Source organism: Citrobacter sp. FP75 (assembly GCF_018342065.1).
In the GTDB taxonomy this organism is placed as follows: Bacteria; Pseudomonadota; Gammaproteobacteria; order Enterobacterales; family Enterobacteriaceae; genus Citrobacter.
The window spans coordinates 375268-396809 of record NZ_JAFDOE010000001.1; the positions used below are offsets into that span (position 1 = coordinate 375268).

Sequence of the window (21542 nt, forward strand, 5' to 3'; positions counted from 1 at the left end):
ACTGTCTGATACGTATTTTGCGTAACTAAAGGTTGTCAGTCAGTCCTGCTTATAAGATCATACGCCGTTATACGTTGTTTACGCTTTGAGGAATCCACGATGAGTGAGGCTGAAGCCCGCCCGAGTAACTTTATTCGTCAGATCATCGATGAAGATCTGGCCAGTGGTAAGCACACCACTATCCATACCCGTTTTCCGCCGGAGCCAAATGGCTATCTGCATATTGGCCACGCGAAATCCATTTGTCTGAACTTTGGTATTGCGCAAGATTACCAGGGCCAGTGCAACCTGCGTTTTGATGATACGAACCCGGTTAAAGAAGATATCGAGTACGTTGAATCGATTAAAAACGACGTTGAATGGTTAGGTTTCCACTGGACTGGCGACATTCGCTACTCGTCGGATTACTTCGATCAACTGCATGCCTATGCGGTAGAGCTTATCAACAAAGGTCTGGCGTACGTTGACGAACTGTCGGCGGAAGAAATCCGTGAATATCGCGGTACTTTGACGCAGCCTGGCAAAAACAGCCCGTATCGCGATCGCAGTGTGGAAGAGAACCTCGCGCTGTTCGAAAAAATGCGGACCGGTGGTTTTGAAGAAGGTAAAGCCTGCCTGCGTGCGAAGATCGATATGGCCTCGCCGTTTATCGTGATGCGCGACCCGGTGTTGTATCGTATTAAGTTCGCTGAACACCACCAGACCGGCAACAAGTGGTGCATCTACCCGATGTACGACTTTACCCACTGCATCAGCGATGCGCTGGAAGGCATCACGCATTCACTGTGTACGCTGGAGTTCCAGGACAACCGTCGTCTGTACGACTGGGTGCTGGATAACATCACCATTCCGGTTCATCCGCGCCAGTACGAATTCTCGCGCCTGAATCTGGAATACACCGTGATGTCCAAACGTAAGCTGAACCTGCTTGTGACCGACAAGCACGTTGAAGGCTGGGACGACCCGCGTATGCCGACCATCTCTGGTCTGCGTCGTCGTGGCTATACTGCTGCCGCTATCCGTGAGTTCTGCAAACGTATTGGCGTGACCAAACAGGATAACACCATTGAGATTGCTTCACTGGAATCCTGTATTCGCGAAGACCTGAACGAAAATGCGCCGCGCGCGATGGCGGTTATCGATCCTGTGAAACTGGTTATCGAAAACTATCCGCAGGGTGAAAGCGAGCTGGTCACTATGCCGAACCATCCGAACAAACCGGAAATGGGCAGCCGTGAAGTGCCGTTCAGTGGTGAGATTTGGATCGATCGCGCAGATTTCCGCGAAGAAGCCAACAAGCAGTACAAACGTCTGGTGATGGGCAAAGAAGTGCGTCTGCGCAATGCTTATGTGATCAAAGCCGAGCGTGTAGAGAAAGATGCACAAGGGAATATCACTACCATTTTCTGCACCTACGATGCTGACACCCTGAGCAAAGATCCGGCTGATGGGCGTAAAGTGAAAGGCGTTATTCATTGGGTCAGCGCTGCACATGCGCTGCCAATTGAAATTCGTCTGTACGACCGTCTGTTCAGCGTAGCGAACCCTGGCGCGGCGGACGACTTCCTGTCTGTTATTAACCCGGATTCACTGGTTATCAAACAGGGCTACGGTGAACCGTCGCTGCAGACTGCAGTAGCGGGTAAAGCCTTCCAGTTTGAACGTGAAGGGTACTTCTGCCTTGACAGCCGTTATGCAACGGCGGACAAGCTGGTATTTAACCGTACCGTGGGTCTGCGTGATACGTGGGCTAAAGCGGGCGAGTAAGCCGCATTACATCCTGTCAAACGCCGCGCTCTGCGGCGTTTTTTTTATCTCTACAATCCGCATCACAAGCTCAGTTTTCAGAGCGAATTAATTATTATTCAGTTTGATATTTGGAATAAATTAATTACATATCAAAATTTTGTAATCTGAGGGGCGCTCGGGTTGTAACCGATTTCATCCCCATGGAAAACAAGCGATTTTTTCAATTTTTCAACGCTTTTTTATCTGTCGATGAAAATGTAACAGAAAGCAATCAAATATGTGCGGTTGCTCATACTATTACATACTCGTTACAGAAAGAGATTGATAATTCGCGTCGCGAAAAATAGTCTATTCATTGTAGTCACTGAGGTTTTCTTAGCGCTACTTTTTTAATTTTTGTTTTTTTCGCTGACCGCTTTTATCGGCAGCATTTTTATGTCAAAGAGGATTAACATATGCGTACGTTTAGTGGCAAACGTAGTACGCTGGCGCTGGCTATCGCCGGTATCACAGCAATGTCAGGTTTAGTGGTCGTCCCCCAGGCGCATGCCGAAGGTTTTTTTGATGATTCAACCCTGACGGGTGGCATCTATTACTGGCAGCGTGAGCGTGACCGTAAAGATGTCACTGACGACGACAAATACAAAACCAACCTTTCTCACGCCACCTGGAACGCCAACCTTGATTTCCAGTCTGGCTACATAGCCGATATGTTCGGTCTTGATGTGGCGGCCTTTACCGCGATTGAAATGGCGGAAAACGGTGACAGCGGACATCCAAACGAAATTGCATTCTCGAAAAAAAATAAAGGCTACGACGAAGATTACTCCGGCGATAAGAGCGGGATTAGTCTTTATAAAGCGGCAGCGAAATTTAAGTATGGCCCAACCTGGGCACGCGCCGGTTATATTCAACCAACCGGGCAGACTTTGCTGGCTCCACACTGGAGTTTTATGCCGGGTACCTATCAGGGTGCTGAAGCCGGTGCCAACTTTGACTATGGTGACGCGGGCGCCTTGAGCTTCTCCTACATGTGGGCCAACGAATATAAAGCACCGTGGCACACTGAAGTCGATAAATTCTATCAGGCCGATAAAAAGACCAGCGTAGATTACCTGCACTCAATCGGCGCAAAATATGACTTCAAAAATAACCTGTTGCTGGAAGCGGCATTTGGTCAGTCCGAAGGTTATGTCGATCAATACTTCGCGAAAGCCAGCTATAAATTTGATTTAGGCGGCAACCCGTTTACCACCAGCTATCAGTTCTACGGTGCACGCGACAAGGTTGATGACCGTACGGTTAATAACATTTATGACGGTACCGCCTGGCTGCAGGCGCTGACCTTTGGCTACAAAGTGGCGGAAGTGGTTGATCTGCGTCTGGAAGGGACCTGGGTTAAAGCGGATGGGCAGCAGGGCTACTTCCTGCAGCGTATGACCCCAACTTATGCTTCTTCAAACGGTCGTCTGGACGTGTGGTGGGATAACCGCTCAGACTTCAACGCCAACGGCGAAAAGGCGGTCTTCTTCGGTGCAATGTATGACCTGAAAAACTGGAACTTGCCGGGTTGGGCGGTGGGCGCCTCCTACGTTTACGCCTGGGACGCTAAGCCATCAACCTGGCAGATTAACCCGGATGCGTATTACGACAAAAATCGTACTATCGAAGAGTCGTCTTACAGCCTGGATGCGGTCTACACCCTGCAGGATGGTCGCGCGAAAGGCACCATGTTTAAACTGCACTTCACCGAATACGACAACCATTCAAACATCCCGAGCTGGGGCGGTGGTTACGGCAACATCTTCCAGGATGAGCGTGACGTGAAGTTCATCGTGATTGCACCATTCACCATCTTCTAATGCCAACAGCGGCGGGCCTGGTGCCTGCCGCAACGTTGAGGACTGTTCTATGAAAAAGCTGATACTCATTGCCGTTATGGCAACCGGGCTGGTGGCCTGTGCGCAATCTCCGGCACCAAAAGAAGACAGCCGTTTGAAAGAAGCCTACAGCGCCTGTATTAACACCGCGCAGGGATCGCCAGAGAAAGTCGAGGCCTGCCAAAGCGTGTTGAACGTGTTGAAGAAAGAAAAGCAGCATCAGCAGTTTGCCAATGAAGAAAGCGTACGGGTACTGGATTACCAGCAGTGTATCCAGGCGACGCGTACAGGCAACGATCAGGCCGTTTCGGCCGATTGTGACAAGGTCTGGCAGGAAATTCGCAGCAAGAATACGGCTCAGTAAAACGTCACCGTTGTTATCTTAAAAGGACTCGCTGATGCAGCGGGTCTTTTTTATGCGTATAAAAAAAGCCAACCGCAGGGTTGGCTTTTCAGAAAGCATCACATTATTTGCCGTCGTGCGCGTGCTCATCTTCGCGGCAATCGCCTTCGGCGCAGTGGCCGTAAAGATAGAGGCTATGGTTGGTTAAACGAATACCATGCTTAGCCGCAATCTCACGCTGGCGCGCTTCGATGGAATCATCACTGAATTCGACCACTTTGCCACAGTCGAGGCAGATCAGGTGATCGTGATGGTGCTGCTGGGTTAGTTCGAAGACGGATTTACCCCCTTCAAAATTATGGCGGGTCACGATACCGGCATCGTCAAATTGGTTCAGCACGCGATACACGGTCGCCAGGCCAATCTCTTCACCCATATCGATCAGGCGTTTGTATAAGTCTTCCGCACTGACGTGATGGTTATCCGGTCCCTGAAGAACTTCCAGAATTTTTAAACGAGGAAGCGTTACTTTCAGGCCAGCCTTCTTTAATGCGGTATTGTTGTCAGTCATGCGGAATCTGTCCTGTAGCTAAACGGTTCACTTCATTAACAGAAGTGACAGAAATTGCACTTGAGATAATGCGTATCATTATAGAACTGCCATGGCTAAATGAAAACTGCAAGTCTCTGGCAAATATTGTTAATCAAAACGTGGTATCGCCAACAATCACACTGTGCAATACCCGATTGGCATCCAGCCATTGTACAGGGTCGGGCGAAAAAGTTAAAAATTTGTAGCAATTATTTTGATTGGTTTTATCTATAGATGAGGCACCGATGAAGATCAGCGCCTCATGAAATCAGGCATTAATGATTTCGTCGAGATGCAGTTCGGATGAAATCTGCTTAACCCATTTTTCTACGCGTTCAGCGGTCAGCTCCGGCTGGCGATCTTCGTCGATAGCCAGGCCAACAAAGTGATCGTCGTCCGCCAGACCTTTGGACGCTTCAAAGTGATAACCCGCCGTTGGCCAGTGGCCGACGATAGTTGCGCCGCGCGGTTCGATGATGTCGCGAATTGTACCTAACGCATCACAGAAATATTCTGCGTAATCTTCCTGATCGCCGCAGCCAAACAAAGCAACCAGTTTGCCGTTAAAATCAATGTCTTCGAGGGTCGGGAAGAAGTCGTCCCAGTCACACTGCGCTTCACCGTAGTACCAGGTCGGGATGCCGAGCAGCAGAATGTCATACCCTTCCAGGTCTTCTTTGCTGCTTTTTGCAATGTCATGTACATCGGCAACGTCTTTACCAAGCTGTTTTTGAATCATTTTTGCGATGTTTTCGGTATTACCGGTGTCGCTGCCGAAAAAGATGCCAGTGATTGCCATGAGTAAAATAACCTCTTGAAACTTATTGAAATGGTGGTGGCGCAATGCCCACGGATAAGGGCAATCATAGCAGAACAGTCAGGCATGCGGAAACAGCAAACACGCTGGACTGCACTCTGTGCTACACGATTTATGATTTATACCCGTCATACTTCAAGTTTCAGGTGCGTTGGCTTTCCTCGCTCACCCCAGTCACGTACTTATGTACGCTCCTGGAGATTCGCTGCGTCACCGCCTTCCTGCAACTCGAATTATTTAGGGTATGGAGCAGAAATTCAGACTATGCCTGACCATGCAATGCGGCGAGTTGATTCATCAGCATCTCTTCGATGAGCTCGCTGCGACTCATGTTACGCGCGTCCGCCAGTTCATTCAGAGCGTCAACGGCGTCGGCGTTCAGTTTCAGTTCGACACGCTTAAGCCCACGAACTTTGTCGCGTTTAAGCTGATTACGTTTGTTAATACGTAACTGTTCATCACGCGAAAGCGGATTGGTTTTGGGTCGTCCCGGTCGACGCTCCTGCGCGAACAGATCTAATGTCGTACGGTCCGTTTGTTCTTTGGCCATGATCTTGGTGACTTCGGGGAAACAATCAGCCAGGCGTCTGCCCGGATGGATAGCGCGCCATCATACATCAGCAGGGGAGACGCGCCAACGCCCACGCACGTAATCGCGCGCGGACGCTGAGTTTTTAATCAGTTAGCCTGTTCTGTCAGATAACGACGGATGGCGCGCAGCACGGCATCGGGTTTTTCTGCATGCACCCAATGGCCTGCTCCGGCAATGACGTGCGCCCGCGCCAGCGGAAATTGCGCCAGCAGTGGGGCGCGATACGCTTCGCTCACGTAAGGTGAATTGCCTCCAGGAATGAACAGCGCCGGGTGGTCCCATGCCGGAATGGTTTCCCAGCCGACAATATGCGGGTACTGATCCCACAGCACCGGGACGTTAAAGCGCCATTCACCGTCTACAAAGGATTTCAGCAGAAACTGGATCACGCCTTCTTCTTGCAGGAATTGGCACATCACGCTTGCCGCCTGCTGGCGTGAGGCAGCTTGCGCTTCCGTCACGGCATTTATTGCGGCAAAGATCTCATCGTGACGGCGGACATGATAGTCAACCGGGGCGATATCGATAGCCACAAGCTTGTCGATACGTTCCGGTGCGAGGGCGGTGAGTGCCATGACGGCCTTGCCTCCCATAGAATGACCAATAAAGGTGGCTTTTTCTATTTGATGAGCATCTAACGTATCCAGCAGATCTTGCGCCATCGCCGGGTAATTCATCTCTGGGGAACGGGGGGAGAGACCATGGTTTCGCATGTCGACCTGGATGATATTGTGATCAACAACCAGATCGCGTGCCAGTATGCCCAGATTGTCCAGGCTACCAAACAGGCCGTGAACCAGGACGATGGGAGAATTATTGTGCAGGTTTTGTGCAGATTGCGCTCGGATATTCAATTTCATGGCAAAGTTCTTTTTTTCACGCTAGCGGGTTAGGGTATCATGTTGACCATTCTGCCACACGGCTGCAACAACTACGGTTACTCCGAGTTTTTCCAGCCATCGGGCTTGACGCTATCCGCTGTTGGGATTTGCCTTTACACTACCGGTGTACAATCCCAACGACTTGTATTCAGCAAAGACACCGTACTGGATTAAGATGAAAACGATTGAAGTTGATGATGAACTCTATAGCTATATTGCCAGCCACACCAAGCATATCGGCGAGAGCGCATCCGACATTTTACGGCGTATGTTGAAGTTTTCCGCCGCATCACAGCCTGCCACGCCGGTGGTGAAAGAAGTCCGCGCCGTGCAACCTGCCGTGGAAGCCAAGCCGGTTAACCCCGTAAAAGACAAAGTGCGCGCCATGCGTGAACTGCTGCTTTCCGATGAATATGCGGAACTGAAAAAGGCGGTGAACCGCTTTATGCTGGTGCTGTCTACACTCTATTCACTGGATCAACACGCGTTCGCTGAGGCTACGGAATCGTTGCACGGCCGTACGCGCGTTTATTTTGCAGCGGATGAACAGACGCTGCTGAAAAATGGTAATCAAACCAAGCCGAAACACGTGCCAGGCACGCCGTATTGGGTGATCACCAACACGAATACCGGCCGTAAATGCAGCATGGTTGAACACATCATGCAGTCAATGCAGTTCCCTGCGGAATTGATTGAAAAGGTTTGCGGAACAATTTAATCCTTGCATTAGAAGGACCAGGCAATGGCAATCCACAATCGTGCAGGTCAACCTGCGCAACAGAGTGATTTGATTAACGTCGCCCAACTGACGGCACAGTACTATGTACTGAAACCAACGGCAGGGAACGCTGAGCACGCCGTCAAGTTCGGTACGTCCGGACATCGCGGCAGTGCAGGTCGTCATAGTTTTAACGAGCCGCATATTCTGGCTATCGCTCAGGCGATTGCCGAGGAACGTGCGAAAAACGGAATTACTGGTCCTTGTTATGTGGGCAAGGACACCCATGCGCTGTCAGAACCGGCATTTATCTCTGTACTGGAAGTGCTGGCGGCAAACGGTGTTGATGTCATCGTGCAGGAAAATAACGGCTTTACGCCAACGCCTGCGGTGTCGAACGCTATCCTGGTCCACAACAAAAAAGGCGGCCCGCTGGCCGACGGTATTGTGATCACGCCGTCCCACAACCCACCGGAAGACGGCGGGATTAAATACAACCCGCCGAACGGCGGTCCGGCAGATACTAACGTCACTAAAGTGGTGGAAGACCGGGCTAACGCGCTGCTGGCTGATGGTCTGCAAGGCGTGAAGCGTATTTCATTAGACGCTGCGCTGGCATCCGGTCACGTCAAAGAACAGGATCTTGTGCAGCCGTTCGTGGAAGGGCTGGCAGATATCGTCGATATGGCGGCAATCCAGAAAGCGGGCCTGATGCTGGGCGTTGATCCGCTGGGCGGCTCCGGTATTGAATACTGGAAGCGTATCGCTAAGCACTACAACCTGAACCTGACCATCGTTAACGATCACGTTGACCAGACTTTCCGTTTTATGCATCTCGACAAAGATGGCGCCATCCGTATGGACTGCTCCTCCGAGTGTGCGATGGCGGGTCTGCTGGCGCTGCGTGACAAATTCGATTTGGCGTTCGCCAACGACCCGGACTACGACCGTCACGGTATCGTCACCCCGGCTGGGTTGATGAACCCGAACCATTACCTGGCGGTGGCGATCAACTACCTGTTCCAGCATCGTCCGCAATGGGGCAAAGATGTCGCTGTTGGAAAAACGCTGGTGTCCTCGGCGATGATTGACCGCGTGGTGAATGATCTGGGCCGTAAGCTTGTGGAAGTCCCGGTTGGCTTTAAATGGTTCGTTGACGGTCTGTTCGACGGCAGCTTTGGCTTTGGCGGCGAAGAGAGCGCGGGCGCATCATTCCTGCGCTTCGATGGTACGCCGTGGTCGACTGACAAAGACGGCATCATCATGTGCCTGCTGGCAGCGGAAATTACCGCAGTGACCGGTAAGAACCCGCAGGAGCACTACAACGAACTGGCAGCTCGTTTTGGTGCGCCAAGCTATAACCGTTTACAGGCTTCCGCGACGTCTGCACAGAAAGCGGCGCTGTCTAAGTTGTCTCCTGAAATGGTAAGTGCCAGCACCCTGGCAGGCGACCCGATCACCGCGCGTCTGACGGCGGCACCGGGTAACGGTGCATCGATAGGCGGTCTGAAAGTGATGACCGATAACGGCTGGTTCGCTGCGCGTCCATCTGGTACCGAAGACGCCTACAAAATTTACTGTGAAAGCTTCCTCGGCGCTGAGCATCGCCAGCAAATTGAGAAAGAAGCGGTAGAGATTGTCAGTGAAGTGCTGAAAAACGCGTAAAATGACCGCATTAAAAAGGAGCCGCAAGGCTCCTTTTTTACATCTTTATTTCTTCTTACTTTTCTGGCTGTTTAACCGTGTTTATTTTTCAGTTCAAAACGCGGTGAAACCAGACCATATAACGTCCAGCCAAGGAAAGTCACGATCGAACCGTACAGCATAGCTTCTTCTCCGGAAGAGTAGAGCGCGTAGAAGCTATACAGTGCGCCAATAAACGCAACGGCGTTAGCGACTTTGGCTTTTGACGGATTCACGTTCGCCATTTTCTGAATAATAACCAACGCGGCCATCGACAGAATGTACGGAATGATATTGGTCACGACCGCCAGGTTGACCAGCACATTAAACTGGCTGTTCAGTGACGGGCTGATGGTCATTAGTGATAACCCGCTCTGGATGACCACGATAGCCAGCATCCCCTGCACCGGCGCATCGACTTTAGATACACGAGAGAAGATCTTCGGAAAATAACCTTCATCGGCGGATGATTTAAAGACCTGGGCGATGGTGAACTGCCAGCCTAACAGCGAACCGCAGCAGGACATTACCATCAATGCCATGATTACTTTACCGACTTCCGGGGTAAACATTTGGGCGAAAGCCAGACCGAACGGCGCCGTGGAGTTGGCCAAATCCATGTTTGGCACAATACCGGCAATGACGTTGGTTGAGATGATGTAAATCACCGCCGCGCCCAGCGTCCCACCGAGTACGGCGATGGGCACATTACGCTCCGGATTTTCTACCACTTCGGCATTGGCGCAGGCTGATTCCAGACCGAGGAATGCCCACAGCGTCATGGCAATCGAGGAACCGACAGCCGTGAAGAACGGAACGTGATGCGGGTTCCAGGAGTTGGCGTACAAGGTCGGACTGAACCAGAACCAGCCGATAATGCACAAGCCTACAACCGGAATAATGACGCCCCAAACGGTGATGCTGCTGATCTGCCCGGTAATACGCGCACCACCAAAGTTAGCGACAGTACACAGCCACAGCACGCCGATAGTCGCAAGACCAATCTGCACCGGCGACAGCGTGGCCCCCAATAACTCGGTGCCGTAACCGACGGCGGAAATTGCGATCGCCACGTTGGCAATGAGCAACGATACGCCATAGGTGTAGTTCGCCATAAAGTTGCCGGATTTGCCGAACGCATACTCCGCGTAGCCGCCCATGCCGCCCGATTTACGGCTGAACATTCCGCACTTGGCGAATGCCCATGCCAGCGCCATTGAACCGACCGCGGTCACCAGCCACGAGATGATCGAGATGGTCCCGACTTCTGCCAGTTTGGTAGGCAGCATAATGATCCCGGAACCCATCATATTGACCATGGTCAGAATGGTGAGCTGTACAACGCCCATTTTATTCGATTTGGCTTTACTCATAATTTTTCCCCTTTCAGCAGGGCGCTCTGCACTTCACGTGGTGTAATGACGTAACACCACACTTGTTTAAGACCGTCGTTTTCTTCGATGTATACGCCCTGCAGTTCAGGCGCAAAACCAGGTAGCAGGTTGATGCCTTCTTCCAGTGCGCTGAAATATCGCAACACCGAACCGCCCCATACTTCGCCTGGTACGACACACAGCACACCAGGAGGGTAGGGAAGTGCGCCTTCCGCCGCGATTCGGCCTTCGGCATCCGACAGACGAACCAGCTCGACTTCACCGCGCAGATAGGCGTAATTAGCTTCCTGCGGATTCATGCCAACGCGTGGGAAATGCGATTTACGGAACATCTCTTTTTGCAGTTGCTTCACGTTGTGACGGGAATACAGATCGTGCATTTCCTGGCACAGTTGACGCAGGGTGTAGCCTGCATAACGTTGTTCGTGCTGCTTGTAAATTGACGGTAAAACCTCTGCCAGCGGCGCATCGGTTTCCAGCAGTTTTTCGAAACGCACCAGCAGGGCTATCAGCTGCTGTAACTTTGCCATGTCTTCTGCCGGGGTCAGCAGGAACAGAATAGAGTTGAGATCGCATTTTTCTGGGACGACGCCGTTTTCACGTAAAAAATTGGCGAGGATGGTGGCTGGAACGCCAAAGGTGTCGTATTCACCGTTGCGTGCATTAATGCCCGGAGTGGTGAGCAGCAGTTTGCAGGGGTCAACGAAATACTGGTGTTCGGCGTAACCTTCGAACGCATGCCAGTGTTCACCAGGTACAAAGTGGAAGAAACGGAGATCGCTTGCGATCTCTGATGTGTCGTAGGACTGCCAGGGTTGACCATCGACCGTTTCCGGTACGAACGGACGGATGTGATGGCAGTTATCAAGAATCAGTTTGCGCGCATCGATGCCATTCACGACGCAATCCATCCACATGTTACGACCGCTGACGCCTTCGTGCATTTTGGCGTTGATATCCAGGGCGGCAAACAGCGGATAAAACGGGCTGGTGGAGGCGTGCATCATAAACGCATTATTCATACGTTTATGCGGCACATAGCGCGACTGGCCTTTGATGTGGCTGTCTTTTTTGTGGATCTGTGAGGTTTGGGAGAAACCCGCCTGTTGTTTATGAACAGACTGAGTCACCAGAATGCCAGGGGAGTCTTCGTTCAGATCCAGAAGTAGCGGAGAACAGTCAGCCATCATTGGGATAAACTGCTCGTAGCCAACCCACGCGGAGTCAAACAGGATGTAGTCGCACAGGTGACCAATCTTGTCCACTACCTGACGGGCGTTATAAATGGTGCCATCGTAGGTACCTAACTGAATCACCGCCAGACGGAATGGGCGTGCATCTCGCGCACGTTGTGGTGCCACTTCGCTCAACAGCTCACGCAGATAACCTTCTGTGAAGCAGTGCGCGTCGATTCCGCCGATGAAGCCGTAGGGATTGCGCGCGGTTTCCAGATAAACCGGCGTCGCACCTGCCTGTAATAATGCACCATGATGGTTGGACTTGTGGTTGTTACGGTCAAACAGCACCAAATCCCCAGGGGTAAGCAGTGCGTTAAGGACGACCTTGTTGGAAGAGGAAGTCCCGTTCAGCACAAAGTAAGTTTTATCCGCGTTAAATACTTTTGCTGCATGTTGCTGGGCGATACATGGCGCGCCTTCGTGAATCAACAGATCACCCATTGCCACATCGGCATTACACAAATCGGAGCGGAAAAGCGTTTCGCCAAAATACTCAACAAACTGATTACCTGCAGGGTGGCGACGAAAGAATTCGCCCCCCTGATGCCCTGGGCAGTCAAATGCACTGTTACCCTGGTTGACGTAGTCGACCAGCGCACGGAAGAACGGTGGTCGCAACTGGGTTTCATAATGGCTGGCAGCCGTCTCCAGTTGGCGACCATAGAAGGCAGTACGGGATTCATTAGGTTCGAATACACCTGAGATTCGTGGCAGGTGCTCTGACGGAACGCGTTCTTCATTTTCAGTGGCGATAAAAACAGGAATACCGTAGCCGGTAGCGTCAATTTCATCGAGTTTCCCACGTTCAATATCATTGATGGATAACACGATAGCGGCAACATCAATAAAATTACTTTCATCGATATTTACACATGTACGCTGGGTGAGAAAACAATCTGGGCAATTTCTGCTTACGGCAATTTTTAATTCAGACATTTTCATCTCTTTAATTTTAGATAATAGCAGGTCCTCAATTTCTCAAATGAGAAATTGATATCTCCGGAAAAAAAGCAAAGTGAGTCCGCTGATAAATAAATCAGTAAATTGCTTTTTTTAGAATGCAAAAAACCATGCCTGCCCGGTCACAGGTATGTCAGGTATTTGCAGGGTGAGCACCACGGATACAGGCGTAGGCCTGCATTACAGGGGTCAGGAAGACCTGTATGCTGGAGTGCCCTTAGTCGAGTGACTAACGGGCATTAAAGAAATGAAAGTCGAAGCTGTTACGGTGGGCAAACATCATAATATGCGTTGTCCGCCTTATATGCGGCATCATACGGCTATTATTTTCCATTTTTTGTTACCTTTCCTGGATAAGTTGAAGGTGTGGGTATTTTATCCAGGAAATGGCTATGATCTGTGAAGAAGATCAATAATAAACGATCATTTTCAAAATATTTAGTTAAAAATTATGCATATCACGAAATAAGATACTGAATTGTTGTTTGTATGTTATCTATTGGTGTTTTGTTATTTTTGCCACGTTTTTACCTGGCTGCATAATTATTATTATGCAGCCGGAAAAGTGATGGAAAGTATAATCATTGTTTAATCAAAATAAATGAATAACGATTCACGGCATAAAACGATAACCAATGCCGGTTTCGGTAATGAAATGGCGGGGGCGGGCAGGATCTTGCTCCAGCTTCTGGCGCAGGTGCCCCATATAAATTCGCAGGTAATGGCTATGTTCGACGGCGTTCGGCCCCCAGACCTGATTCAACAGCTGGCGTTGGGTGAGCACTTTACCTGCATTGTTAAGCAGAACCGCCAACAGGCGAAATTCAATGGGTGTCAGATGAATTTCTTCTTCAGCGCGGTGTACCAGCCGCGCGGCAATATCTACTTTAATATTGGAGAAGTGGACCACCGGTTCGGGTGTCTGTCCGCTTGCGTGGCGACGCAATGCCACGCGTAAACGGGCCTGCAGCTCGCCAATACCAAATGGCTTGCTGAGATAGTCATCGGCACCGGCGTCCAGCGCGGCGATTTTGTCGCTCTCCTCACTGCGGGCAGAAAGCACAATCACCGGAATGGCGCTCCATTGTCGCAGGTCGCGAATAAAATCGATGCCGTCACCGTCCGGCAGGCCGAGATCGAGAATGATGAGATCGGGTTTTCGCGTGGCCGCTTCCAGCAGACCGCGTTGCAGCGTTTCTGCTTCGTAAACGCGCAGGCCATCGGCTTCCAGCGCGGTACGCAGAAAGCGGCGGATGGCCTGTTCATCTTCAACAATCAGTACGTTTGTCACATATCCTCATGAAAATCTTCAAGTTCAGGGGGGGCTTCCTGCGGCAGTGTAACACGGAAACACGCACCTCCCTGTGGGCGATTGTGAGCAGAAATCGTGCCGCCGTGGACGTCTACAATCGCCTGACAAATTGCCAGCCCCAGCCCGACGCCGGGTACTGATGACTCTTTGTTTCCTCGGGAAAATTTGTCGAAAATAAGTTGCTCCTGACCCGCCGGGATACCGGGGCCGTCATCCCACACATCCAGTAGCAAATGCTCACCTTCAACTTGTGCATCAATACCGATTTTCGCCTGCGGTCCTGCGTATTTGATGGCGTTTTCCAGCAGGTTAATCAGTACCCGTTCAAACAGTGGACCGTCAACGTGGATAAGCGTCAACGGAGCCGGAAGCGACAGGTTAATCGGTGCGGCCAACCCAGGTTCGAGCATTTGCAGGGCGCTTCCCACCACTTCTTCCAGCGTTAACCACTCCTTCTTAAGATTAAAGCCGCCAGATTGAATTCGCGCCATATCCAGCAAATTATTGACCAGTCGGGTGGTATTGAGCACATGTTGTCTAATTTCGCTGGCCTGGCGCGCGTGCGGCGATCCCTCGCTGGCCAGATCCAGTGTTAAGATTTCTGCCTGGCCGAACAACACCGTCAATGGCGTGCGCAAATCGTGGGACAGGGCCGCCAGCAGGGAATTGCGGATGCGCTCTCGCTCACTGGCAAACCGCGCCAGCTCTTCGCTGGCGGTCAGCGTCAGGCGTTCCAGCGCGCTGGCAACCAGCAGGGTAAAGGTTTCCAGCAGACGCTGCTGTTCCGGGATCATCAACTGACGCAGGTTCCCCGGCTCCACCACCAGCAGCCCGTGCGTTTTGTCAGCGCTTTTTAACGGCAAGATTTGATACGGCACGCCGGGTAAGGTATCGGTGCCTGCGCCTGCCGGTTGTCCTTTATCAAAACTCCACTGGGCAATGGCATCGTCCCACGGCGTCATGCCCTGCTGGTGTGTCAGGGGGGCCAGCTTACCATTCTCATCGGGTAATAATACCTGGCTGCGGGCCTGAAAGGTGGAGGCGATAAACTGTTCGCTGGTGGCGGCGATATCTGTCTGGCTGCGTCCGACGGCCAGCGCTTTCGACATCTCATACAGATGGCGCGTACGCTGTTCCCGATAACGCGCGACCCGCGCCTGATAACGTACCCCGGCGGTCAGATTGCCGATAACCAGACCGACCGTTAGCATCACCGCGAAGGTGAGCAGGTACTGGACGTCTGAGACGGCAAGCGTCCCGCGCGGAGCAATAAAGAACAGATCAAAGCTGGCGACGTTAATCACGGTCGCCACCACCGAGGGCCAGCGGCCATAAAACAGAGCGATAACCACCACGCCTAACAGATAGAGCATCACCAGGTTGGCGGCGTCAAAGGCAACCAGCCATTGCATGGCGATAAGCGTAGTGATGGCGCACAGCGCGGCGGCAACCAGACAGCCCTGAATTTGTACCCGCCATTTATCCTTAAAGGTGCGAGTATCCGCGGTTTGGAGCGCCGGGCGTGAAGGGGGATCGTCCAGCGCGACAATCATCAGGTCGAGGTCCGGGGCGCGACGAGCCAGCTTGTCGGCAAAGGAATCGCTGCGCCACCAGCGACGCGTGGTTGGACGCCCGAGCACAATTTTTCCCAGATTATGCTCACGGGCGTAGCGAACAAGCGCCTTGTCTTCAGCGGGATCGGAGAGGGTGGCGGTTTCCGCACCCAGTTCCTGTGCCAGTCGCAGAGCGCTCAAGATTGCGCGGCGCTGTTTTTCCGGGAGCTGATGCAGCGCCGGGGTTTCGACATACACCGCGTGCCACACGCTGCCGAGACGCGCCGCCAGACGCGCGGCGGCGCGCACCAGCTTTTCGCTGCCGGTATTGTGCCCAATACACAGCAAAATAGCGTCGCGGGTGTGCCAGACTTTTTCCTCTCCCGGATGTCCCCGCCAGGCACGCATCTGATCGTCTACCCGGTCAGCGGTACGGCGCAGGGCCAGCTCGCGCAGGGCGATCAAATTACCTTTGCGAAAGAAATGCTCGATCGCCCGCTCAGCCTGACCGGCGATATAGACCTTGCCTTCGTTCAGACGCTGGCGTAAATCGTCAGGCGGCAGATCGACCAGTACCACATCATCGGCGGCATCAAAAAAGGGGTCGGGGACGGTTTCGCGCACCTGAATACCGGTCACGCCGCTGACCACGTCGTTCAGGCTTTCCAGATGCTGCACGTTAACGGTGGTAAAGACGTCAATACCGGCTTCCAGCAGTTCTTCAATATCCTGCCAGCGTTTTGGATGGCGTGACCCAAGCGCATTACTGTGCGCCAGTTCATCCATTAAAATGAGCGCCGGGCGGCGGGCCAGCGCGGCATCGAGATCGAACTCGCTGATATGACGACCGTGACGCGCTTGTCGCTTTAGCGGCAGAATACTGAGACCGTCCAGCAGCGCAGCGGTCTCTTTGCGCCCGTGGGTTTCCACCACGCCGATCAGCACATCCAGACCTTGCGCCCGCAGTCGCTGGGCTTCTGCCAGCATGGCCCAGGTTTTACCCACACCTGCGCAGGCACCGAAGAAAATTTTCAGTTTTCCACGATGTGGGGTGGCGGTCTGCTCCAGCAGGCGATCGGGGTCGGGGCGTAAGGGTTCTTCAGTCATGACCTTTTTCTCAGCGCTTATCCAGCGCTAAATTAAGTTCCACCAGGTTCACTACCGGCTGGCCGATAAAACTCACCAACGGCTTTTGCGTATATTGTGCAACGAGCTGCGTAACCTCTTCAACGCTGAGGTTACGGGCTTGCGCTACGCGCGGGATTTGCCAGATAACGGCCTCTGGTGTCAGATTATTATCCAACCCGCTGGCGGATGCCGTAACCAACTCAACCGGAACGGCAGGGCTGGCCTGCGGGTTGGCGGCACGCAGCGCGGCAATACGGCTTTGCAATTGCTTATCCAGCTCCGGGTTGCTGGCCGCCAGATTACTGCCGCCTGAAGCCATTGGATTATAGGGCATTTCCGCCGTTGCTGACGGGCGTCCCTGAAAATACCCGGCGGCGGTAAAGTTTTGCCCGATGAGTTCAGAACCGCGAACGACCTGACCTTCGCGCATCAGCGATCCGTTGGCCTGATGGGGAAACCACCACTGTCCCAACGCGGTGGTCAGCAGCGGGTAAACCCCCCCGGTGATGAACATCAGGAAAAGTAATGTTGATAATGCAGGACGTAATCCACTCATCTTAAACCTCACACCAGACCCAGCAGGGTCAGCAGTAAATCAATCGCTTTGATGCCAATAAACGGCACAACCAGGCCACCCAGACCGTAGATCCACAGGTTGCGGCGTAGCATGGCGGAAGCGGACAACGGTTTGTAGCTCACGCCTTTTAGCGCCAGTGGGATCAAAAAGACAATCACCAGCGCATTAAAGATAACCGCGCTGAGGATCGCCGAGTCCGGCGAATGCAGTCCCATCACGTTAAGCGCATTGAGCTGCGGGTAGGTTGCGGCAAACGCTGCCGGGATAATGGCGAAATACTTCGCCACGTCGTTGGCAATACTGAAGGTGGTCAGCGAGCCGCGCGTCATCAGCATCTGTTTACCAATGTGCACCACTTCAATCAACTTGGTGGGATTTGAGTCGAGATCCACCATGTTGCCCGCTTCTTTCGCTGCCTGAGTCCCTGAGTTCATGGCGACCGCGACGTCTGCCTGTGCCAGTGCGGGAGCATCGTTAGTGCCATCGCCGGTCATCGCCACCAGACGACCTTCCGCCTGATACTGACGAATCAGCGCCAGCTTGGCTTCCGGTGTGGCTTCGGCTAAAAAGTCGTCCACCCCGGCCTCTGCCGCGATCGCGGCAGCGGTCAGACGGTTATCACCGGTGATCATCACCGTTTTGATACCCATTTTGCGCAGTTGGGCAAAACGTTCTTTGATCCCGCCTTTAACGATATCTTTCAGGGCAATCACGCCCAGCACGTGCGAACCTTCGGCAACTACCAGCGGCGTTGCGCCAAGACGAGCCACGTTTTCGACCTTCTGCTCAACATCGGCAGGGAAGTGGCCACCATTGGCTTCGACGTGACGACGAATGGCATCGACCGAACCTTTGCGGATCATGCGGTTGTCGATGTTGATGCCGCTCATCCGACTTTGCGCGGTAAATGGCACAAAGGTGGCGTGCAGCGATTGCACGTCGCGTATGCGCAGATTAAAGCGCTGTTTTGCCAGAATGACGATGCTGCGACCTTCTGGCGTTTCATCCGCCAGCGATGAAAGTTGTGCGGCGTCGGCCAGCGTTTTTTCGTCCACGCCGTGGGCGGGAAGAAAATCCGATGCCTGACGATTACCCAGCGTAATAGTGCCGGTTTTATCCAGCAGCAGTACGTCCACGTCACCCGCCGCTTCAACTGCTCGTCCGCTGGTGGCGATGACGTTCGCGCCCAGCATGCGGCTCATACCGGCAACGCCAATCGCTGAGAGCAGCCCGCCGATGGTGGTAGGGATCAGACACACCAGCAGAGCAACCAGCACCGTGATGCTGACCGCACTGCCGCCCCAGGCGGAGAACGGCCATAGGGTGGCGGTCGCCAGTAAAAAGACGATGGTCAGGGCAATCAGCAGGATCGTCAGCGCGATTTCATTGGGCGTTTTACGCCGCTGCGCGCCTTCAACCATGGCGATCATCCGGTCAAGGAAGGTTTCACCGGGGTTTACGCTGCATTCGATAACCAGCCAGTCGGAAAGGATGCGGGTCCCGCCGGTTACCGAGGCAAAATCACCGCCAGACTCGCGGATAACCGGCGCGGATTCCCCGGTAATAGCGCTTTCGTCCACTGACGCGCCGCCTTCGATCACCTCGCCATCACAGGGAATAATATCGCCTGCTTCTACCAGCACGATATCGCCTTTGCGCAGCTCCTCAGCGGGAACATGATCCATCTCTGCCCCGTACTTAGGTTCGCGCAGTTTGCGGGCAAAAGCGGTTTTTTTAACGCCTTTCAGGCTGTTGGCCTGAGCCTTGCTGCGTCCTTCCGCCAGCGCCTCGGCAAAGTTGGCGAACAGAACGGTAATCCATAGCCAAAGACTTATCGCGCCGGTAAACAGTGGGTTCCCGACCAGATGTCCGGTAGCCATCATCACCGTTAACAGGGTGGTCAGCAGGCTGCCCAGCCAGACGATAAACATCACCGGATTGCGCCACTGGGTATGTGGGCTTAACTTTTTGACTGCGTCCATCAGCGCTTGTGCGACCAGAGAAGGTTCGAACAGTGCCAGTTGTTTGCGACTCATAACAATGTGCTCCGCATCGCTCAACGTAAAGAGAGGTATTCCGCGACCGGGCCAAGCGCCAGTGCAGGAATAAAGGTGAGGGCGCCAACCAGCAACACCGTACCGATCAACAACCCGACAAACAGTGCGCCGTGGGTGGGAAGCGTGCCAGGGCTTGCCGGCTGGCTCTTTTTACCCACCAGCGAACCGGCAATCGCCATCACCGGAATAATGACCCCGAAGCGACCGAAGAACATGCAGAACGCCAGCAGGCAGTTCCAGAATGGACTGTTAGCGCTTAATCCGGCAAAGGCGCTGCCGTTGTTGTTGGCGGCAGAAGACACGGCGTACAGCACTTCGCTGAAACCGTGCGGGCCGGGGTTAAGCATCGCACTGCGCCCGGCGTCGCTCATCATGGCTATCGCCGTACCGAGCAGTACCAGCGCGGGGGTGACCAGAATCGCCAGTGCGGTCATTTTCATTTCGCGCACATCGATTTTCTTACCCAGATATTCCGGCGTGCGGCCGATCATCAGCCCGGCGATAAACACCGCCAGCAGGACGAACAGCAGCATGCCGTATAAACCAGAACCCACGCCGCCGAACACCACTTCACCTATCTGCATTAACCACATTGGTACCATTCCGCCCAGCGCGGTGAAGGAGTCGTGCATCGCATCGACAGCACCGCAGGATGCCGCCGTCGTGACGACGGAAAACAGACTCGTGGCCAGCACGCCAAAGCGGCTCTCTTTACCTTCCATGTTGATATTGCTGTCTGCACCGAATGCCATCAGGTGCGGGTTTCCCTGGACTTCGGCCCACATCACGACCGCCACGCAGACCGCAAAGATCAGCGACATGGCCCACAGCAGGGTGCGTCCCTGACGGCGATCGCCCACTACGTCACCAAAGGCAAAGCACAGCGCGGCGGGAATGCAAAAGATCGCCAGCATCTGCACCATATTGGTCAGCGCGGTTGGGTTTTCAAACGGATGCGATGAGTTAGCATTAAAGAAGCCGCCGCCGTTGGTGCCGAGCATCTTAATGGCCTCTTGCGAGGCGACAGGTCCCATCGGTAGCAGCTGTTTAACCCCTTCGAGGGTGGTGAATGACTGATAGGGCAGCAGGTTTTGCAGCGTACCTTGCTGAATAAAGAACAGAGCGATGAGCAGAGAAAGGGGGAGCAGGATCCACAGTGTGATACGCACCAGATCCACCCAGGCATTACCCAGCGTGCTCATACTCTGGCGTGTAAAGGCGCGGATCAAGGCAAAAATCACCGCAATACCGGTCGCGGCAGACAGGAAGTTCTGCACGGTTAACCCGGCCATCTGGCTGAAGTAACTTAAGGTGGTTTCGCCAGCATAAGATTGCCAGTTGGTATTGGTGACAAAACTTACCGCCGTGTTGAGCGCCAGATCCCACGAAAGCCCCGGTAGCTGTTGAGGGTTCAGTGGCAGCAGGTTTTGCGCCATCAGCAGCGAAAACAGCACCAGCAGACCCAGGATGTTGAGCGCCAGGATCGCCAGCAGATACTGTTTCCAGTTCATCTCATGTTGTGAAATCCCTAACCCGCGCCAGAGAATACGCTCAACACCTGCGACGCCAGGCAGGGATGTGTTGATTATGAGTCGTGCAAGCCCAGCGCCCAGCGGCCTGGCAATGACAAATAACACGAGTAAGAAACTGGCGATGAGTAAAAATCCTTGGGCCGCCATCAGAACGCCTCCGCATTAATCAGGGCATACACCAGATAACCTAATAATAAAAAAACCAGCACAATGCCGGTTATCACGCCTGCACCCACGGTGCACCTCCAGTGACATCAATGTGATAACCAGAGCGTAGATTTTTGCTTGCAAAGATTTTGCAAAAATCAGCAGGCGGGGTGTAAAAAAAGTATAAAAATGGCAAAGACCGTTATTTAACTAATGGTTAGTATTAATTTAACCTTTACGTAACTTAATTACGGTTTTAGGTTAAACGAAGCATCAATAGATAAAAATAAGTGGTCGGATGAGTAGCAAAATTACACACAAAGCGGTATTATTTTCATCAGTTAACCAAGTTTATTTTTCCGGTGCTATTCACCGAACAGATATAGGGG

19 protein-coding genes are annotated in these 21542 nt (G+C 52.9%); 5 read left to right on the forward strand and 14 right to left on the reverse strand.

Annotated features, from left to right (window positions below; all coding sequences use genetic code 11):
* Window positions 1–99: 99 nt before the first annotated feature.
* From glnS to chiQ, 3 genes are all read left to right on the forward strand, one after another.
* Window positions 100–1767, forward strand: coding sequence for a glutamine--tRNA ligase (glnS, locus tag JQ822_RS01740; RefSeq protein WP_213132022.1), 1668 nt, complete (start codon window positions 100–102; stop codon window positions 1765–1767).
* Window positions 1768–2204: 437 nt separating this feature from the next.
* Entirely contained in the window at window positions 2205–3611 is a 1407-nt protein-coding gene (chiP, locus tag JQ822_RS01745; RefSeq protein ID WP_213132023.1) for a chitoporin ChiP, read from the forward strand.
* A 49-nt stretch (window positions 3612–3660) separates the two neighbouring features.
* The gene (gene chiQ, locus JQ822_RS01750) at window positions 3661–3993 is read left to right on the forward strand and encodes a ChiQ/YbfN family lipoprotein (protein WP_213132024.1); all 333 of its coding nucleotides are present in this window, start codon (window positions 3661–3663) and stop codon (window positions 3991–3993) included.
* A 103-nt stretch (window positions 3994–4096) separates the two neighbouring features.
* Here chiQ and fur read toward each other — a convergent pair whose 3' ends face one another.
* The 5 genes from fur to ybfF all read right to left on the reverse strand — a co-directional run bounded on the left by fur (window position 4097) and on the right by ybfF (window position 6833).
* Window positions 4097–4543, reverse strand: coding sequence for a ferric iron uptake transcriptional regulator (gene fur / locus JQ822_RS01755; protein ID WP_213132025.1), 447 nt, complete (start codon window positions 4541–4543; stop codon window positions 4097–4099).
* On the reverse strand, window positions 4536–4622 hold the full coding sequence (locus JQ822_RS01760; protein WP_100247215.1) for a ryhB-regulated fur leader peptide: 87 nt from the start codon (window positions 4620–4622) through the stop codon (window positions 4536–4538). The genes fur and JQ822_RS01760 overlap by 8 nt, the downstream gene beginning before the upstream one ends.
* A gap of 210 nt (window positions 4623–4832) precedes the next feature.
* Entirely contained in the window at window positions 4833–5363 is a 531-nt protein-coding gene (gene fldA / locus JQ822_RS01765; RefSeq protein ID WP_167817546.1) for a flavodoxin FldA, read from the reverse strand.
* 280 nt (window positions 5364–5643) lie between these two features.
* Window positions 5644–5931 carry a LexA regulated protein gene (ybfE, locus tag JQ822_RS01770; protein WP_135322665.1) on the reverse strand — a complete coding sequence of 96 codons (288 nt, stop codon included), beginning with the start codon at window positions 5929–5931 and terminating at the stop codon, window positions 5644–5646.
* 128 nt (window positions 5932–6059) lie between these two features.
* Window positions 6060–6833, reverse strand: coding sequence for an esterase (gene ybfF, locus JQ822_RS01775; RefSeq protein WP_213132026.1), 774 nt, complete (start codon window positions 6831–6833; stop codon window positions 6060–6062).
* Between the two features lie 196 nt (window positions 6834–7029).
* On the opposite strand from ybfF, the gene seqA reads away from it, so the two are divergent.
* Window positions 7030–7572 carry a replication initiation negative regulator SeqA gene (gene seqA, locus JQ822_RS01780; RefSeq protein ID WP_213132027.1) on the forward strand — a complete coding sequence of 181 codons (543 nt, stop codon included), beginning with the start codon at window positions 7030–7032 and terminating at the stop codon, window positions 7570–7572.
* 24 nt (window positions 7573–7596) lie between these two features.
* Entirely contained in the window at window positions 7597–9237 is a 1641-nt protein-coding gene (gene pgm, locus JQ822_RS01785) for a phosphoglucomutase (alpha-D-glucose-1,6-bisphosphate-dependent) (protein WP_213132028.1), read from the forward strand.
* A gap of 71 nt (window positions 9238–9308) precedes the next feature.
* Here the strand turns inward: pgm and potE are convergent, their stop codons facing one another.
* The 9 genes from potE to kdpF all read right to left on the reverse strand — a co-directional run bounded on the left by potE (window position 9309) and on the right by kdpF (window position 21242).
* Window positions 9309–10628 (reverse strand): putrescine-ornithine antiporter, encoded by a 1320-nt coding sequence (gene potE / locus JQ822_RS01790; RefSeq protein WP_213132029.1) that lies wholly within the window; start codon window positions 10626–10628, stop codon window positions 9309–9311.
* Window positions 10625–12823 (reverse strand): ornithine decarboxylase SpeF, encoded by a 2199-nt coding sequence (gene speF / locus JQ822_RS01795; RefSeq protein WP_213132030.1) that lies wholly within the window; start codon window positions 12821–12823, stop codon window positions 10625–10627. The genes potE and speF overlap by 4 nt, the downstream gene beginning before the upstream one ends.
* A gap of 253 nt (window positions 12824–13076) precedes the next feature.
* Window positions 13077–13181 (reverse strand): leader peptide SpeFL, encoded by a 105-nt coding sequence (gene speFL, locus JQ822_RS01800; RefSeq protein ID WP_213132031.1) that lies wholly within the window; start codon window positions 13179–13181, stop codon window positions 13077–13079.
* A gap of 279 nt (window positions 13182–13460) precedes the next feature.
* Complete coding sequence (gene kdpE / locus JQ822_RS01805) at window positions 13461–14138, reverse strand: two-component system response regulator KdpE (protein ID WP_213132032.1); 678 nt, start codon at window positions 14136–14138, stop codon at window positions 13461–13463.
* A complete protein-coding gene (gene kdpD, locus JQ822_RS01810; RefSeq protein ID WP_213132033.1) occupies window positions 14135–16819 on the reverse strand; it encodes a two-component system sensor histidine kinase KdpD in 2685 nt (894 codons plus the stop codon). Before kdpD ends, kdpE begins: the two co-directional genes overlap by 4 nt.
* Window positions 16820–16829: 10 nt before the next feature.
* Window positions 16830–17396, reverse strand: a complete 567-nt coding sequence (kdpC, locus tag JQ822_RS01815; RefSeq protein WP_213132034.1) for a potassium-transporting ATPase subunit KdpC — start codon at window positions 17394–17396, stop codon at window positions 16830–16832.
* 8 nt (window positions 17397–17404) lie between these two features.
* Window positions 17405–19453 (reverse strand): potassium-transporting ATPase subunit KdpB, encoded by a 2049-nt coding sequence (gene kdpB, locus JQ822_RS01820; RefSeq protein WP_213132035.1) that lies wholly within the window; start codon window positions 19451–19453, stop codon window positions 17405–17407.
* Between the two features lie 20 nt (window positions 19454–19473).
* Window positions 19474–21153: a potassium-transporting ATPase subunit KdpA gene (gene kdpA, locus JQ822_RS01825; RefSeq protein ID WP_213132036.1), complete on the reverse strand. Its 1680-nt coding sequence runs from the start codon at window positions 21151–21153 to the stop codon at window positions 19474–19476.
* Window positions 21153–21242 (reverse strand): K(+)-transporting ATPase subunit F, encoded by a 90-nt coding sequence (gene kdpF / locus JQ822_RS01830; RefSeq protein ID WP_023204346.1) that lies wholly within the window; start codon window positions 21240–21242, stop codon window positions 21153–21155. The genes kdpA and kdpF overlap by 1 nt, the downstream gene beginning before the upstream one ends.
* Between the last annotated feature and the right edge of the window lie 300 nt (window positions 21243–21542).